The 14,558-nt window shown below is 56.6% G+C and carries 19 protein-coding genes and 1 tRNA gene; 7 read left to right on the top strand and 13 right to left on the bottom strand.

What is annotated here, in order from left to right; all coding sequences use genetic code 11:
- Positions 1 to 61: 61 nt before the first annotated feature.
- The 6 genes from KFE13_RS08015 to KFE13_RS07990 all read right to left on the bottom strand — a co-directional run bounded on the left by KFE13_RS08015 (position 62) and on the right by KFE13_RS07990 (position 2,651).
- Positions 62 to 229: a hypothetical protein gene (locus KFE13_RS08015; RefSeq protein WP_260706644.1), complete on the bottom strand. Its 168-nt coding sequence runs from the start codon at positions 227 to 229 to the stop codon at positions 62 to 64.
- 58 nt (positions 230 to 287) lie between these two features.
- Positions 288 to 455 carry a hypothetical protein gene (locus tag KFE13_RS08010; RefSeq protein ID WP_260706643.1) on the bottom strand — a complete coding sequence of 56 codons (168 nt, stop codon included), beginning with the start codon at positions 453 to 455 and terminating at the stop codon, positions 288 to 290.
- Between the two features lie 58 nt (positions 456 to 513).
- Positions 514 to 681, bottom strand: a complete 168-nt coding sequence (locus KFE13_RS08005) for a hypothetical protein (protein WP_260706642.1) — start codon at positions 679 to 681, stop codon at positions 514 to 516.
- A 322-nt stretch (positions 682 to 1,003) separates the two neighbouring features.
- Positions 1,004 to 1,669 carry a phosphoribosylanthranilate isomerase gene (locus KFE13_RS08000; protein WP_260706641.1) on the bottom strand — a complete coding sequence of 222 codons (666 nt, stop codon included), beginning with the start codon at positions 1,667 to 1,669 and terminating at the stop codon, positions 1,004 to 1,006.
- Positions 1,669 to 2,472: an indole-3-glycerol phosphate synthase TrpC gene (trpC, locus tag KFE13_RS07995; protein WP_260706640.1), complete on the bottom strand. Its 804-nt coding sequence runs from the start codon at positions 2,470 to 2,472 to the stop codon at positions 1,669 to 1,671. Before trpC ends, KFE13_RS08000 begins: the two co-directional genes overlap by 1 nt.
- A gap of 92 nt (positions 2,473 to 2,564) precedes the next feature.
- Positions 2,565 to 2,651 (bottom strand) — tRNA-Leu (locus KFE13_RS07990).
- A 147-nt stretch (positions 2,652 to 2,798) separates the two neighbouring features.
- Between KFE13_RS07990 and KFE13_RS07985 the strand changes: the two genes are divergently transcribed.
- Complete coding sequence (locus tag KFE13_RS07985) at positions 2,799 to 3,050, top strand: hypothetical protein (RefSeq protein ID WP_260706639.1); 252 nt, start codon at positions 2,799 to 2,801, stop codon at positions 3,048 to 3,050.
- Between the two features lie 13 nt (positions 3,051 to 3,063).
- On the opposite strand, the gene KFE13_RS07980 is transcribed toward KFE13_RS07985, so the two are convergent.
- Positions 3,064 to 3,597: a response regulator gene (locus KFE13_RS07980; RefSeq protein WP_260706638.1), complete on the bottom strand. Its 534-nt coding sequence runs from the start codon at positions 3,595 to 3,597 to the stop codon at positions 3,064 to 3,066.
- Between the two features lie 247 nt (positions 3,598 to 3,844).
- On the opposite strand from KFE13_RS07980, the gene infC reads away from it, so the two are divergent.
- Entirely contained in the window at positions 3,845 to 4,468 is a 624-nt protein-coding gene (gene infC, locus KFE13_RS07975; RefSeq protein ID WP_260706637.1) for a translation initiation factor IF-3, read from the top strand.
- Positions 4,469 to 4,928: 460 nt separating this feature from the next.
- On the opposite strand, the gene KFE13_RS07970 is transcribed toward infC, so the two are convergent.
- The 5 genes from KFE13_RS07970 to KFE13_RS07950 form a co-directional block, all read right to left on the bottom strand.
- A complete protein-coding gene (locus tag KFE13_RS07970; protein WP_260706636.1) occupies positions 4,929 to 7,010 on the bottom strand; it encodes a prolyl oligopeptidase family serine peptidase in 2,082 nt (693 codons plus the stop codon).
- Between the two features lie 145 nt (positions 7,011 to 7,155).
- A complete protein-coding gene (locus KFE13_RS07965) occupies positions 7,156 to 7,527 on the bottom strand; it encodes a hypothetical protein (RefSeq protein WP_260706635.1) in 372 nt (123 codons plus the stop codon).
- Positions 7,528 to 7,773: 246 nt separating this feature from the next.
- Complete coding sequence (locus tag KFE13_RS07960) at positions 7,774 to 8,118, bottom strand: hypothetical protein (RefSeq protein ID WP_260706634.1); 345 nt, start codon at positions 8,116 to 8,118, stop codon at positions 7,774 to 7,776.
- Positions 8,119 to 8,238: 120 nt separating this feature from the next.
- The gene (locus tag KFE13_RS07955; RefSeq protein WP_260706633.1) at positions 8,239 to 8,631 is read right to left on the bottom strand and encodes a LysM peptidoglycan-binding domain-containing protein; all 393 of its coding nucleotides are present in this window, start codon (positions 8,629 to 8,631) and stop codon (positions 8,239 to 8,241) included.
- Positions 8,632 to 8,761: 130 nt separating this feature from the next.
- Entirely contained in the window at positions 8,762 to 9,190 is a 429-nt protein-coding gene (locus KFE13_RS07950; RefSeq protein WP_260706632.1) for a YidB family protein, read from the bottom strand.
- 194 nt (positions 9,191 to 9,384) lie between these two features.
- Between KFE13_RS07950 and KFE13_RS07945 the strand changes: the two genes are divergently transcribed.
- Positions 9,385 to 9,786: a RidA family protein gene (locus tag KFE13_RS07945; protein WP_260706631.1), complete on the top strand. Its 402-nt coding sequence runs from the start codon at positions 9,385 to 9,387 to the stop codon at positions 9,784 to 9,786.
- A 56-nt stretch (positions 9,787 to 9,842) separates the two neighbouring features.
- Positions 9,843 to 10,259, top strand: coding sequence for a peptide-methionine (R)-S-oxide reductase MsrB (gene msrB / locus KFE13_RS07940; RefSeq protein ID WP_260706630.1), 417 nt, complete (start codon positions 9,843 to 9,845; stop codon positions 10,257 to 10,259).
- Between the two features lie 72 nt (positions 10,260 to 10,331).
- On the opposite strand, the gene rpmB is transcribed toward msrB, so the two are convergent.
- A complete protein-coding gene (rpmB, locus tag KFE13_RS07935; protein ID WP_260706629.1) occupies positions 10,332 to 10,520 on the bottom strand; it encodes a 50S ribosomal protein L28 in 189 nt (62 codons plus the stop codon).
- Positions 10,521 to 10,864: 344 nt separating this feature from the next.
- Between rpmB and KFE13_RS07930 the strand changes: the two genes are divergently transcribed.
- The 3 genes from KFE13_RS07930 to KFE13_RS07920 all read left to right on the top strand — a co-directional run bounded on the left by KFE13_RS07930 (position 10,865) and on the right by KFE13_RS07920 (position 14,538).
- Positions 10,865 to 11,506, top strand: coding sequence for a gluconate 2-dehydrogenase subunit 3 family protein (locus KFE13_RS07930; protein WP_260706628.1), 642 nt, complete (start codon positions 10,865 to 10,867; stop codon positions 11,504 to 11,506).
- The gene (locus KFE13_RS07925) at positions 11,503 to 13,221 is read left to right on the top strand and encodes a GMC oxidoreductase (protein ID WP_260706627.1); all 1,719 of its coding nucleotides are present in this window, start codon (positions 11,503 to 11,505) and stop codon (positions 13,219 to 13,221) included. The genes KFE13_RS07930 and KFE13_RS07925 overlap by 4 nt, the downstream gene beginning before the upstream one ends.
- A gap of 93 nt (positions 13,222 to 13,314) precedes the next feature.
- On the top strand, positions 13,315 to 14,538 hold the full coding sequence (locus tag KFE13_RS07920) for a dipeptidase (protein WP_260706626.1): 1,224 nt from the start codon (positions 13,315 to 13,317) through the stop codon (positions 14,536 to 14,538).
- Positions 14,539 to 14,558: the final 20 nt, after the last annotated feature.

Raw genomic sequence — 14,558 nt, 5'->3', positions numbered from 1 at the left:
GGAGACAACTACTTAATATTGGGAATATGCAAAAATCTGCATGTTCGTCCCGCTGACACGTTTAGCGGATTCCGCAACCGTTTGGATCATCGGGGGCGCACATAGGAGTGGGAAGAGCGCTATTCCTGGCGACGGTGACCTTGGACGTGGAGGCTGAGGAGATCTGGGTGGAGGCGACTGCACCGGTGAGGGTAAGGGCAACGACAACTGCGCGAACGATGTGCTTCATGATGGACTACTCCGGATCGGTATGGTTGAAACGAATAACTGATTGAAAAGTTGATAACTTAGCGGATTCCGCAACCGTTTGGATCATCTGGAGCGCACATAGGAGTGGGAAGAGCGCTATTTTTGGCGACGGTGATCTTGGACGTGGAGGCTGAGGAGATCTGGGTGGAGGCGACTGCACCGGTGAGGGTAAGGGCAACGACAACTGCGCGAACGATGTGCTTCATGATGGACTACTCCGGATCGGTATGGTTGAAACGAATAACTGATTGAAAAATTGATGACTTAGCGGATTCCGCAACCGTTTGGATCATCGGGGGCGCACATGGGCGTGGGAAGAGCGCTATTTTTGGCGACGGTGACCTTGGATGTGGAGGCCGAGGAGCTCTGAGTGGAGGCGACTGCACCGGTGAGGGCAAGGGCAACGACGACTGCGCGAACGATGTGCTTCATGATGGACTACCCCAAAAGTTGTATTTACCTACTAAACTTTTCGCTGGACAAAGCCGATGTAGTAACAATAGGATGTATCTTGGTATAAGTCTATTAGAATGAAATACATATGAAAGTATTCAATCTGCCTTATTACCGAAGTAATGTAACTGATAGGGGATGCATACATCCTTTTCGGTCAGGCGACAGATAAAAGAGTCTGGAGCTTTAAAGGCGGAATCTTGCCCGGAGATCAGATTTCAGACAACTTAGCTTTTCTGTCCGTGGTGATCGCAATGGATCTCGGGCGGCTGATTTTGTTTTCTGGAAGGGAGTCGTCGGGTTACGACTTGGCGATTTGCAGGAAGGCCTTAAGCTTCGCGGGGTCTTTTTGGCCGGCAGTGGCCTCAACACCGCTGGCAACATCGACTCCCGCTGGATGCATCAAACGGATCGCTTCGGCGAGATTGCCGGGATTCAGGCCTCCAGCAGCGATTATCTTTAGTCCATGACCGTGCGTGGCGAAAATCTCACCGGCATGGCTCCAATCAAACGAGATTCCTGTGCCGCCACCCATCTGCCCTACGCGCGAATCGATGAGGACGCGATCTGTAGCTCCTGATCGGCGAATCATCTCCAGCTGTTTTGCGATGGAAGCAGCATTGTCCGCTGATGCATCGATGATCCAATGCACCGTCTGAATCAGGCTAACTTGGGAACCTAATAGCCTCTGGATGCCCTCTATGAGGGCAAGATCGTAGCTGCTGTGAAGCTGTATGGTGTCCAGGCCGGCCTCGCGCACAATCGCGGCGATCTCATCCGCACGATGGTTGTGAAAGACGCCTACCGTCTCGATTTCTTCTGGCAGATGCGGTGTGATCTGCGCGACCTGTTTAGCGGTGACTTTGCGCTTGCTTTCCGCAAAGACGAAGCCTAGAGCATCAGCCCCAAGCTGTGCTGCGAGGATAGCGTCTTCAAGGTTGGTGTTTGCGCAGATCTTGGCCCACATCAGAATTCACTCGAATACTCACGATCCAGCAACAGGGCGAGCATTGCGGCGGGATCGGGTTGTCGCATTAATGTCTCGCCGATCAGGAAAGCGTCGTAGCCTGCGGCGCGCAGGCTGGCGATCTCCTGTGCTGACCGTATCCCGCTTTCAGCGACCATGACAGTTTCGGCGGGCAGGTGGAGGGCAATCTCAAAGAGCAGCTCCGGATGCATCGAAAAGGTGCGCAGATCACGGCTATTGACGCCGATCATGTCAAAGCCGAGGTTGACGGCGCGCTCCATCTCTTCGCGGCTATGCACTTCGCACAGAACGTCGAGACCCATGCTACGTGCCTCATCGCGCAGGTCGCTGAGCATCTCATCTTTGTGTGCTGCGACGATCAGAAGAATCGCGTCCGCCCCGTATGCTCGTGCTTCGAGCACCTGGAAGGGATCGAGCATGAAGTCCTTGCGAAGGCAGGGAATAGTCACGCTGCTTGATGCAGCTTCGAGATCGGCAAGCGAGCCCTGAAAGAACTCTTGATCCGTCAGTACAGAGAGTGCGGCGGCACCTGCGCCCTGCAACGCTGTTGCGAGGGCAGCGGGGTGAAAATCGGCACGGATCAGGCCCTTCGAGGGAGATGCCTTTTTGATCTCCGCAATCACGGCTGGACCGGTTTCGCTTACGCTGCGGAGCCGGTTTCTAAAGCCACGGGGCGTATGCAGTGCGGCCTTACGTTCCAGACCGGCATAGTCTGCGGACTCCTTACGGGCTTTCACTTCCAGGAGAGTATGAGCAAGAATCTGATCGAGCTGCGTCGGCATATTGACTTATCGTTTGGATCGGGATGGCAACACTGTTTCGCAAATGGTAAAGGAGCGCCATTGCGCTCCTTTACCTTACCTCAAGAACCCTTTGGTGCCGAAGGGGGGACTCGAACCCCCACACCCTTGCGAGTACATGGACCTGAACCATGCGCGTCTGCCAATTCCGCCACTTCGGCAACGGTCGTATACGCCCTGTTACCAAGGTCGAACACTGCAACCGCGAGACTTTTAGTCTTTCAAAAACCGCATGTGCTGTCAATTCGCTGGCTGGTAGACGAAAAACTAGACTTAATCGTTAAAATCCGCGTCTACTCTTCCATACCATGAATGAACCACTGAAACCGCCTGCATCACCTGAAACGATTCCTGCCGATCTTGCGATTGAAATTCGCAAGCATGTCCATGAACTGAGCAACTCACTCGAGGTTATCGTCCAGACAAGTTATCTGTTGGGAACGCTGGGGCTCAAGGAGCCTGGATCCGACTGGCTGCGTATGCTCGACGACGGTGTGAGAAAAGCGATGAACACCAGCCTGCAGCTCCGCGATTACGTGAAAGGCCATACACAGCACTGAAGCTGCAACAGCCCTAAGCTCTGGCTCTTGCCGGTTCCGACTTCCTGGTGGCAGTCTTTGCCGGTGTCTTCCTGGCCGTGTTCGCTGGTGTCTTTGTGGTCTTCTTCTTTGCAGGAGACTTGCTTTTGATTTCTCCGTTTGTTGGTCCGTCCTGAGCTTGCTTTCCTTCTGTGGCGAGCTTCCGGGTATGCGTCTCAAACAGGTGGTCGATCTGTTCCAGCAGACGACGTGTGTGTGTCGGCTTGACCAGCATGTGGTCTGCGCCCATCTCCTGCCAGTCTTCCTCTGCGAGAGGGAAAGCTGTCAGCAGCGCAATCGCCGGCCGGTTGGCCGCCTTGCGGGCTGCGGCAATCACTTCAGAGCCGGCCTGATCGCTCTCCATTCGGAGGTCACTGATGACCATGTCGTATTCATGGCTGCGCAGTTTCAACCGCCCCTCTTTGGCGGAAGCGGCGGTTTCCACCTCAAAGCCGTTGATCTCGAGCACGGCCTTTAGCGTCAGCAGAACGGCGACCTCATCATCGACTAGCAGCACACGACGCTTCATTACGATCTCCTGGTTTGCAGTAAGCAAAAGTCTGTCTCGGATACCAAAGTCTGCGCTTTTACGATACAGCATGAATCCGGCATGTTGCTTGTAGCGGGAGTATGTCGATTGTCTAGTTGTCGACAGGAGCATCGCCATGGAGAGTGGCGGCATCTTAAGGGATGCTATACTTCACTGTGCGGCGCAACTTTCAGGCCGGCGTCGTAAACCCAAAACATAAACGCATGGCGGACCCTGACAGGCCGCTATGGAGGCAAATATTCCACCGATCGATAAACGCTCTGCCAAGTCTTTTATTCGCACCAATGAACGTATTCGCGCCCGTGAAGTCCGTGTCATCGACGAGAACGGCGAACAGCTGGGCGTGATGCCTCCCTTCGAGGCTTTGAAGATAGCTCGCGAACGTTCCCTTGATCTGGTAGAGATTTCGCCCAATGCTGTTCCGCCTGTCTGCAAGATCCAGGATTACGGCAAGTTTCTCTACGAGAAAGATAAGAGCGATCGCGCGGCACGCAAGAAGCAGAAGGTCATCACCATCAAAGAGGTCAAGTTCTCGGTTACCGTCGACGAGCATGACTATCAGACCAAGAAGAATCAGGCGGTTCGCTTTTTGAATGAGGGTGACAAGGTGAAGGCGTCACTGCGCTTCAAAGGCAGGCAGATGGCCCACCGCGATCTGGGTTACAAGATCATCAACCGTTTGATTACAGACATCGGCGAGGCCGGCGTCGTTGAATTTATGCCCCGCATGGAAGGCACGACGCTCCATGCCATTCTTGCTCCGGGCAAGAAGGCGGAAGTTGCTGCGAAGAAGCCCACTCCGGCACCCGCAAAGTCTCCGGAGACTCCCGCAGCTGCCGCAGAGGCATAACCCTAAATCTTTGCAGAATGGAACAGGCTCCCACTAGGGAGCCTGTTTTGCGTGAATGGAAGAGAGAACCTATGGGAAGCTTCAGCGTTGATGCGCCTGGCTCGTATGCACTCGAGCCTTCGGTGTGCGATCGCGGGCGACCTGCGTACGTAAACGCGGAATTGGCTGATGCGGATGCGCCAATGCGAGAGCCGGGCTAAGCGCGAGAGTAAGTAGAATTGTTGCTTTCAACTTCATAACTGCCTACTTTCAATCCGTCTATAGGACGCGCTTGCCCGGCGTTTGGATTCAATTTGCCGTCACTGGCCTCTAGTGAGAGCTTCTCTCGCATACAGCACGGTATAGATGAGTATGTGCTTAAATCCCCTTGTGTCCATTGGATATTTTCAATACCGGGAAACTTTTAAGTCACTTCGGGGCTAGTTACTGTATTGCGTCGTGATGCGGGAACCAGGCAATTTTATGCACCTAAGTTCTTGAGCAGGAAGGAAAACTGGTCGATGGTCAGCTCGACGCGCTTGGACAGCGGCATGCCTCCGCCGTGCCCGGCACGCGTCTCAATGCGAATCAGGATCGGATTCGGTCCCGCCTGGGCCGCCTGCATCGCCGCCGTGAACTTGAAGCTGTGAGCGGGGAAGACGCGGTCGTCATGGTCGGCGGTTGAGATGAGCGTCGCAGGATACGCAGTTTCCGCCTTAATGTTTGCCAGCGGGGAATAACGATAGATCGCCTGAAACTCCTCCTCGTTCTCGCTCGGCGAGCCGTAGTCCGTCTTCCAGGCCCACCCGATGGTGAACTTGTCGAAGCGCAGCATGTCGAGCACACCTACAGACGGCAGCACGGCACCGAACAGCTCAGGCCGCTGTATCTCAGAGGCAGCGACCAGCAGTCCGCCGTTGCTCGCTCCGGAAGCGCCAAGCTTCTTGGACGATGTATATCTGTTGGCGATCAGCCATTCGGCTGCCGCAATGAAGTCGTCAAAGACATTCTGCTTCTTCAGCTTTGTTCCTGCTTCGTGCCATGCCTCGCCATATTCCCCACCGCCACGCAGACTTGGTTGCGCGTACACTCCCCCCATCTCCATCCACAGCAGGTTCGAGGAGGAGAACTCAGGCACCAGTGAGACGTTGAATCCTCCATACCCATACAGCAGAGTCGGGTTCGTGCCGTCGAGCGCGAGACCCTTCTTGTGGCTGATGAACATTGGCACCTGGGTGCCATCTTTGCTGCTGTAGAAGATCTGCTTCGTCTCGTACTGCGCTGGATCGAACTTCAGTTTCGGTTGCCTGTACACCGCGGACTCACGTGAGTTCATATCCAGCCGGTAGATCGTTGCCGGAGTCGTGAAGTTGGTGAAGACGAAGAAGGTCTCCGCCTCCGTGCGCTTTCCTCCAAAGCCAGCGGCTGTGCCGATAGTCGGCAGCTGCAGCTGCTGCAGTAATGCGCCGTCACGCGTATACAACTCCACCATGCTCTGTGCGTCGGCGAGATAGTTGACGATCAGCGTGTCGTTCACCATGCTCACGCTATCGAGATTGTTTTTGCTCTCGGCAACAATGGTCTTCCAATGTTCGCGTTGCGGTTGGGCCAGATCCACTTCCACCACGCGGCCATTCGGGGCATCAAGCGTGGTGTGAATCCAGAAGCGTGTGCCGTCGTTATCGATGGGCGAGTAGACCGCATCGTCGACTGCGGCAATCGCAATGACGGGAGCATCGGGATCCTCAAGATCCTTTACGGCGAGCTCATTGTTTGGGCTTGAGCCGCGCGATTGATGGATCAGCAAATAGCGCCCATCATCGCTGACGGCAGCGCCGAGGTTGACCTCTTTGTCGTCGGGGCGATGAAATGCAAGTGTGTCCTCGCTCTGACGTGTTCTCAGCTTGTGAAAGAAGATTTTGTGGTAATAGTTCGTTGCCTTCAATGCTTCGTTATCAGGCGCATCGTAGCCTTCGTAGAAAAAGCCAGAGCTGTCCTTCAGCCATGCGGCTGTGCTGAATTTCGACCACTCGACGATGTCATGCAGATCGACGCCGGTCTCCACATCGCGCACATACCATTTCACCCAATCCGATCCTGCATCGGCGATGGAGTAAGCCGCAAACCGGCCATCGTCAGAGATGCTCAATCCACTAATGGCTATCGTCCCATCTGCAGACATCGTATTCGGGTCGAGCAGCACCTTCGGCTCGCCCTCTAAACCTTCCGTCCAGTACCAGACGTTCTGATTCTGCAGACCAGTGTTGTGTGAGTAGAAGTAACGCGTGCCACGCCTCCTCGGAAGCGTGTAACGCTCGAAGTCGATCAGCTCCATCAGCCGCGCATGCATGCGCTCGCGCCCGGGCACGGCATCCAATACACTGCGCGTCAGCCGGTTCTCTTCGGCGATCCATGTTGCCAGCTCGGGAGAATCAACGTCCTCCATCCAGCGGTAAGGATCGCTGACCTTCGTACCGAAGTAGTCGTCTACCTGATCGACGGTGCGGGCCTTCGGATAATTGAGCTTTGGTAGAGAGGGAAGAGTTTCAGGAACAGAGGCCATTCATTCGGACTATATCGCAATGGCGACATTCATTCTTTTGAAATCAGAAGAGGCCCGGTAGATGACCGGGCCTCTTCTTTGTACCTTCGCGCAGACCCGGGAGGAAGCGCGAAGCCTTTAAACCATTGGACTGTGCTGTTTGGATCTAGTCGCGATCGTGCCCATGTCTTTTGTAGTGTCCGTAGGCGTGACCCCGGCCATGGCCATCGTCGTCGTCCCGCCGACCCCAGTAGCCTCGGCGATAACGCCATCCGCGATCATCGCGGTCCCAGCCACCTTCGCGCCACGCCGCTCCGTAGTACGGTGGACGCGACCAGCGGCCTGGAGCCCAAACATATCGGCCCTGATAAGGAGCCCAGTATCCGGGCACCCATGCATACCCCACAGCCGGCATGGGAGGCGGAACCTCATAGCGGATCGGCGGAGGAGGCGTACCAATATAGATAGAAACCTGTCCAAAGGCAGGCGCAAAGGATGATGCGGCAAGAATGCCGCTAAGCAGCCATTTTGTTCTCATGATTCTCCTGGGTGGTTTTGCCACACTCAGCACGGATTGCAGAGTTCCAAGCTTGTGCGGCTCTTGATTCAGACCAGGAAAAAACTCTCGGATAGTTAGATCAAATTTCTTCTTCAAGTCCATCTAAGGGCCCCTTTTTCAACTATTAACTATGTGTGGAGCAACTCAGCAGCCAAACGGGAGCAAGGGAAAGAAAGCCCCGGCTGACTGCCGGGGCTTTCTTTTCTAAATGAGCCACAAATTGATCTAGCGGTGGTGATGATCCCAGTAATGGTCTCCGTGGTCTTCATGCGACCAGTAGCCCTCATGGACATGCCATCCATCCGGGTAATGGTCGTAGTGCGGATGCGCCCAGTAGGCACCTTCATACGGCGGGCGCTGCCACTCACCGCGTCTCCATACCCAGCGACGACCCTGTGGGACCCAATAGCCATCCACCCACACATAGCCGGGCGCCGGTATCGGAGGGGGAGCCTCATACCGCAAAGGCGGTGGCGGTGTGCCAATAGTGACTCCGACTGAGACTTGCCCGAATGCCGGCACGGCGAGTACCGACGCCAGAATGCTTCCCGTTATCCAAATTGTTTTCATTAACTTTTTCTCCGTACTGCTTGCTACCCGCAAAATACGATGCCTAACAGGTGATAAAGGGCTACCAAACAGGAACGGCCGCAAACCCGGATCGGGCTGCGGCCGTTCATAAAAAAGCGTTTAGCTGAGCGGCGGAACGTTGATCTGCTCGCCCACCTTGATCAGGTCCGGGTTGGAGATATTGTTAGCCGAAGCAATCTCGTTGTATTTGTTCGCATTGCCGTAGAAGAGCTTGCTGATCTTCGACAGATTGTCGCCGGGCTTTACCGTGTAAGGCTGGTCGGCGCCACCTGTGGTGACGATCTCATGCTTCAGGTCGGCATAGGTTGGGTCGGCGGCCTTGATCGCATCCCACACACGGTTGGCGACGACCTGCGAGGGCACTTCGGCCTTCAGGTGCAGCTGCTCTCCATCCAGCTCGACGGCATCCACCTTCGCGCCGAACTCCGAGAAGCTCTCAATGGTGGAGATGACGCCGCTGTACTTCTGCTTCAACTGATCCAGATCTGCCATGCTGTTTTCTCCTTGGTTGCTCCGGCACTGGCCGGGCGTTGTTTGTGCTCGAGTCCCGGCGAGCGAGTGGACGCAGAGACTCTCACGAGGCCGCGCCTGCTTGAAGGGGGCTGCGACTCCACGAGACGGTTTACTTCGAGAGGAACTTGCCGAGAACTGACTCTGCAAGACTGGCCATGCTGCTGCTCTGATCGCCGCCTGCTGCTGGCGCCTGACCGCTCTGCCCAAAGTGCTGAATGACCATGGGGAGGACAGTGGCGAGAGCCGTGGTGACCACCGCAGGCGATACACCGGCATGCTCGGCAGTCTTTTCGATCAATCCGCTGGCTCCTAGGCCCTGCTGCACTTGGTCCGGAGTCGCCGTCTGCGCCTGTCCGTTGAGCCAGCTTCCAACGTGGTCCGCCATGCCGTTGGCCTGGAGCGCGGAGAGTACTCCCTGAATGCCTTCGGGATGCGCGGTCAGAGCCTGAATAAAGCCGCCGGCTACCTTTGCCTGGTCGCTGTGCGAATCGTCGCCGGCCTGTCCTGCCAGTTGCTGAATGGTGTCAAGAATTCCCATGAATCGTTCTCCTAGCCAAAAAGTGGAAGTGCTGTGCTGGCCGCCATCATAGTCCCGCTACGCGCGGGAAGTGTTACTCAGCGTGAAAAATGCATGGCCCTCCCTAAGAGTGGGGCGGCGCAATAAGGGTTGCCGCAAAGATTTGCAGACAGGCAATTTACCTCGATGTCTTCCTGTGGGGCTAAACTGGCTCCATGAGCGACAAGAAAAACGCTATTTCCACTAAAGAGGCTCCTGCGGCCATCGGTCCTTACTCACAGGCCGTGCGCGTCGGCGACACGCTGTACACATCCGGGCAGGTTGCGCTGGACCCAGTTACCGGCCAGCTGGTCGCGGGCGGTATCGCCGAACAGACGACGCGTGTGTGCGAGAATCTGAAAGCCGTGCTGGCCGAGGCGGGTCTCGATCTGGTGCATGTGGTCAAGACGACCGTCTTTCTCAAGAGCATGGCTGACTTCGCCGCCATGAATGCCATTTATGAGAAGTACTTTGCTCCGGCAGGCGTCGTTCCCCCGGCGCGTTCGACAGTTGCCGTGGCTCAGTTGCCCAAGGATGCACTGGTGGAGATCGAAGTCATCGCCAAGGAAGCATCCTGAGGGTGTATCCATGTGGCGATCGATCCATCTAATCAAGTAGACAGTTAGGAGGATTCATGCCTGAGACAGAGCAGGGCAAGCCCCAGAAGATTCACAAGACCGAGGCGGAGTGGCGCGAGCTGCTGACGCCCGAGCAGTTCCATATCATGCGCGAGAAGGGAACAGAGCGTGCCTTTACCGGGGCTCTGCTGAACAATCACGAGACCGGCGTATATCAATGCGGTGCCTGCAATGCGCCGCTGTTTACTTCGGACAAGAAGTTCGATTCCGGCAGTGGCTGGCCCAGCTTTTGGCTGCCGATCTCAGCCGATGCGATTGCCGCCCATGAGGACAATACGCACGGCATGCGCCGGATCGAGGTGACCTGCGCGAACTGCGGAGCGCACCTGGGACACGTCTTTCCCGATGGTCCGAAGCCGACAGGAATGCGTTACTGCATCAATAGCGCGTCGCTGGCGTTTGAAAAGCAGTAGATCGCGACGAAGCACGAAAAGCCCCAGTCCGCGGGTGCGCCTGGGGCAATCTTCTTTCTAATGTGCGGTTTATTAACCCTTAACGATCTTGCCGGTCTTGATGCAGCTCGTGCATACGCGGACGCGCTTCGAGGTTCCGTCGACGACGGCCTTGACCGACTGCAGGTTGACGTTCCAGCGACGCCGCGTGGTGTTGTGGGCGTGCGAGATATTGTTGCCGAACTGCGGACCCTTGCCGCAAAGATCACATTTCTGAGCCATAACTTACTCCAATCCTTTTGTCGCCAGCCCCACCGGGCGAGATTCGCAGACTGGCAAAGGCCAGACAACGAACTCCGCTGTCCATTCCGGGTAGATCCTCGTCTTTTCGGGATGCCCGGTCTGCGGTCGGTACAGGCTCAAAGGCTTCAGCCATCGGCCTGATGGGTCACACTGCAGACGCTGTCCTAAATTCTAGCATCTCAGGCTTCTGTTTGCCACCTTATCCCACAATGCGATTTTGAAGAGGCGCATCCTGCTGCCGGGTTGGTATAGTGGTGTGGTTATTAGAGCCGGGGTAAGGCGAAGGCTCCATTTAAACGATTCAGGTGGGTGAAAACGGTTCCATGGAACGACGCGAAGTTCTCAAACTGCTCTCTTCGACGCTGGTCGTCTCAGCGTTCCCCGCCGATGCGCTGACCTTGTTCCGGGAGGCCCATGATCAGGCAGCGCAGTTGCCCGGTCTGAAGACCCTCAGCGCGCACCAGAATGCGACCGTTACCGCAATCGCAGAGCTGATTATTCCGGCAACTGATACGCCGGGTGCGCAAGGTGCGAAAGTCAACGAGTTTATCGACCTGCTGCTGACGGAATGGTTCGAGCCGACCGAGACGAAGCAGTTTCTTGCAGGACTCGATCAGGTAGACGTGAAGAGTCGCGCGCTGTACTCGGCGAATTTTGTCGATGCAAAGCCTGCACAGCAGCTGGAGCTGATGAAGCAGATGGACGATGCCGCAATGGAATTTGTCCGGAAACAGAGGGCTGCTTCGCACGCGCAGACGCTCCAGAGCGCGCAGGCCGCCGCGTTGCCCGATGTGCAGAAACCGGAACAGGCAGAGCAGGTGCCGGCAAACTTCTTCTACCAGATGAAGAAACTCACGCTGGTGGGTTATTACACCTCCGAGATCGGCTTCGAGAAGGAGTTGGGTAAGTCGATTATTCCGCCCAGCCATGCTGGCTGCGCTCCACTGACAGAGGTGTCGAAATGAAGGCTGGACAGGCAAATGCAAGTGCGAATGTGGTGACCGCGAAAGCGAATACCTATGACGCCATCGTGGTAGGCTCGGGCGTCAGTGGAGGCTGGGCCGCGAAGGAGTTGACGGAGAAAGGGCTGCAGACGCTGGTGCTCGAAGCTGGCCAGAGCATTGTTCCCGAGCGCGATTATGTCGAACACGTCCCAACATGGGATGTGAAGTTCCGGGGCATGCGTGATCGGCAGTATCAGAAGGTCCATCAGCCGATGCAGCGTCATATCGCCGACGAATGGAACGCAAAGTTTTTCGTCGACGACATTGAAAATCCTTACACCACGCCTGCAGACCAGCCCTACCTGTTTCTGCGCGGACGCCATGTCGGCGGCCGCTCAGTGATGTGGGGTCGGCAGAGCTATCGCTGGAGCGATCTTGACTTCGAGGCGAACCTGAAGGAAGGGATCGGCGTCGACTGGCCGGTCCGCTATAAGGACGTTGAGCCCTGGTACACCTATGTGGAGGACTTCATCGGTGTCAGCGGCCAGGCTGAAGGATTGCCGCAGCTTCCAGACGGCAAGTTTCTTCCGCCGATGGAGATGAACTGTGCTGAGATGGCCATACGCGACATGGTGGCGCAGAAGTTTCCCGACCGTCGCCTGACCATCGGACGCACGGCGATCCTTACCGTGCCGCACAACGGCCGTGCTGCGTGTCACTATTGTGGACCGTGCGCGCGCGGCTGTATTACGCGATCGTATTTCAGCAGCATCCACTCGACACTGCCTGCGGCTGAGGCTACGGGCAAGATGACGCTTCGTCCCTACAGCGTGGTGCACGGTCTGGTCTTCGACCGCAAAACGCGGCGCATTACGGGCGTGCGTGTCATCGATGCGCAGACGAAAGAGACAATGGAGTTCCACGCGAAGGTGGTCTTCCTGTGTGCCTCGACGCTGGAATCAGCGCGCATCCTGATGAATTCTGCGACGCCGGAGTTTTCGACCGGCCTTGCTAACTCGAGCGGTCAGCTGGGCCGCAACTTGATGGACCACATCTTCCACAGCGGCGCGAGTGGCGTGTTGCCAGGGCATGAGGATCGCCAGCAGATCGGCAACCGTCCCAACGGTATCTATATGCCCCGCTTCCGCAATGTCAAAGAGAAACACCCGAACTTCGTGCGTGGCTATGGCTACCAGGGTGGAGGCTCGCGTGAGGACTGGGGACGCGGCAGTGATCTACCCGGCTTTGGTGCAGACTTCAAGCACACGCTGCGCCAGCCCGGACCATGGCGGTTCACCTTCGCCGGCTTCGGTGAGTGCCTGCCGCACCCGGACAATCGCATGGAGATGAACAAGGAGAAGCTCGATGCCTGGGGCATCCCCACGCTCAAGATCAGCCACAAGTGGCGTGAGAATGAGCTGGCGATCTTCAAAGATGCGACGACGACGGCTGCCGAGATGTTGGAAGCGGCTGGAGCGAAGGACATCACGCTGATGACTACGCCATCATTACCCGGTGAGAGCATTCACGAGATGGGAAGCGCCCGTATGGGCCGCGATCCGAAGACGTCGGTGCTGAACCAGTGGAACCAGGCGCACGATATCAAGAACCTCTTCGTGACAGACGGGTCGTTCATGGCTTCGTCGGCATGTCAGAACCCATCGTTGACCTATATGGCGATGACCGCCCGCGCATGCGACTACGCGGTGAAGCAGATGAAACAGGGCAACCTGTAACGGTGGGGAAAAGGGGCATAGGCGAGGTACAGAGGATCGCCGATTTTCCTCAGAAGAAACGTGGAACATGCATCGTTTCTGTAGAGTGGAAGGATGCACTTCGACGCTCTGAATCGCCGTGACTTTCTTAAGCGTGCTGCCCTGGCCGCCGGTGCAACCGCGATACCTGCCACTGCCTGGAGCGCAGTTTCCGCACGGGCATCTGCGTTGCACCAAAGCGCATATGTCTTTGATGGCCACGTGCATGCGCTCGACCGCGAGTTTTACCACGGTGGCAACATCACTGACCGAGTCGATGCCGGTCAGTGGGATCTGCCGCGCGCAAAGGAAGGCGGGGTCGACGCGTTCTTCCTCTCGGTCTATGTGCCCGAGGAATACTATCCCGCACGCTACGAGACCAAGCAGGCGCTTCGCCGCATCGACCACGCACTTGACCAGTTGCAGAAAGCAAATCCGCAGCTTGGCCTTGCGATGGATGGCCGTGATCTGACGCGTCTGCGGCAGGAGAAGAGGATTGCCGCGGTACTCGATATTGAAGGCAGCTACGATCTCGACGGCGATCTTGATATCCTCCGCGCGCTGCATCGCCTTGGACTGCGCTCAGCGCAGATCTCTGCGCATAACTGGAATCAGCACTACGCCGATGCATGTTGCAGCCCCGCGCAATGGAACGGTCTTACAACGCACGGTCACGATGTTGTGCGCGAAATGAACCGGCTCGGCATGGTCATCAATGTGTCGCACTCGGCCGACACGACCATGGCGCAGGTCATTGACGCCAGCGAGCGTCCCGTCATCGCCACGCATCACGGTCTCCGTCAAGTCAACGACATTCCTCGTAATATGTCCGATGCGCTGCTCAAGAAGCTAATAGACCGCGGCGGTGTCATCGGCTTCCAAATTGGCAGCGAGTTCGCCTATCCACGCGAGTACGCATGGCTTACGGAGCACCGCAAGAAGACGTTCTGGGACACCACCAGCATTCCGGAGCGCACCAGAGGAAAAACAATTTATCAGATCGATGAGCTGATGGCTCCCAGCTTTCCCATGCTCGGTGCGGAGGTCCCGGACGAAGTCGCCATGCATATCGACGACTGGGTAGGTGTTGTGGACCGCGCCATCCAGCTTGTAGGCGAAGATGCTGTGGCCCTTGGCAGTGACTTCGACGGTGGCCCTACACTTGCGCGAGGAATGAGAGACGTGCGAGACCTGCCGATGATCACGGATGCCATGCTGAACCGCGGCTATAGCGAGGAACGCATCCGCAAATTTCTGGGCGGCAATCTGCGTCGGGTATTTTCCCAGGCAACGGCATGATGCTGCGTTTCGCTATAGCT

The organism is Edaphobacter flagellatus (genome assembly GCF_025264665.1).
Taxonomy (GTDB): domain Bacteria; phylum Acidobacteriota; class Terriglobia; order Terriglobales; family Acidobacteriaceae; genus Edaphobacter; species Edaphobacter flagellatus.
The sequence above is the reverse complement of the archived record's forward strand: the minus strand, read 5'-3'. Positions and strand labels throughout refer to the sequence as shown.

Coding starts and splice junctions, on each gene's coding strand:
- KFE13_RS08015 (WP_260706644.1), bottom strand. CDS start 229: ATGAAGCACATCGTTCGCGCAGTTGTCGTTGCCCTTACCCTCACCGGT.
- KFE13_RS08010 (WP_260706643.1), bottom strand. CDS start 455: ATGAAGCACATCGTTCGCGCAGTTGTCGTTGCCCTTACCCTCACCGGT.
- KFE13_RS08005 (WP_260706642.1), bottom strand. CDS start 681: ATGAAGCACATCGTTCGCGCAGTCGTCGTTGCCCTTGCCCTCACCGGT.
- KFE13_RS08000 (WP_260706641.1), bottom strand. CDS start 1,669: ATGTGGGCCAAGATCTGCGCAAACACCAACCTTGAAGACGCTATCCTC.
- trpC (WP_260706640.1), bottom strand. CDS start 2,472: ATGCCGACGCAGCTCGATCAGATTCTTGCTCATACTCTCCTGGAAGTG.
- KFE13_RS07985 (WP_260706639.1), top strand. CDS start 2,799: ATGAATGAACCACTGAAACCGCCTGCATCACCTGAAACGATTCCTGCC.
- KFE13_RS07980 (WP_260706638.1), bottom strand. CDS start 3,597: ATGAAGCGTCGTGTGCTGCTAGTCGATGATGAGGTCGCCGTTCTGCTG.
- infC (WP_260706637.1), top strand. CDS start 3,845: ATGGAGGCAAATATTCCACCGATCGATAAACGCTCTGCCAAGTCTTTT.
- KFE13_RS07970 (WP_260706636.1), bottom strand. CDS start 7,010: ATGGCCTCTGTTCCTGAAACTCTTCCCTCTCTACCAAAGCTCAATTAT.
- KFE13_RS07965 (WP_260706635.1), bottom strand. CDS start 7,527: ATGAGAACAAAATGGCTGCTTAGCGGCATTCTTGCCGCATCATCCTTT.
- KFE13_RS07960 (WP_260706634.1), bottom strand. CDS start 8,118: ATGAAAACAATTTGGATAACGGGAAGCATTCTGGCGTCGGTACTCGCC.
- KFE13_RS07955 (WP_260706633.1), bottom strand. CDS start 8,631: ATGGCAGATCTGGATCAGTTGAAGCAGAAGTACAGCGGCGTCATCTCC.
- KFE13_RS07950 (WP_260706632.1), bottom strand. CDS start 9,190: ATGGGAATTCTTGACACCATTCAGCAACTGGCAGGACAGGCCGGCGAC.
- KFE13_RS07945 (WP_260706631.1), top strand. CDS start 9,385: ATGAGCGACAAGAAAAACGCTATTTCCACTAAAGAGGCTCCTGCGGCC.
- msrB (WP_260706630.1), top strand. CDS start 9,843: ATGCCTGAGACAGAGCAGGGCAAGCCCCAGAAGATTCACAAGACCGAG.
- rpmB (WP_260706629.1), bottom strand. CDS start 10,520: ATGGCTCAGAAATGTGATCTTTGCGGCAAGGGTCCGCAGTTCGGCAAC.
- KFE13_RS07930 (WP_260706628.1), top strand. CDS start 10,865: ATGGAACGACGCGAAGTTCTCAAACTGCTCTCTTCGACGCTGGTCGTC.
- KFE13_RS07925 (WP_260706627.1), top strand. CDS start 11,503: ATGAAGGCTGGACAGGCAAATGCAAGTGCGAATGTGGTGACCGCGAAA.
- KFE13_RS07920 (WP_260706626.1), top strand. CDS start 13,315: ATGCACTTCGACGCTCTGAATCGCCGTGACTTTCTTAAGCGTGCTGCC.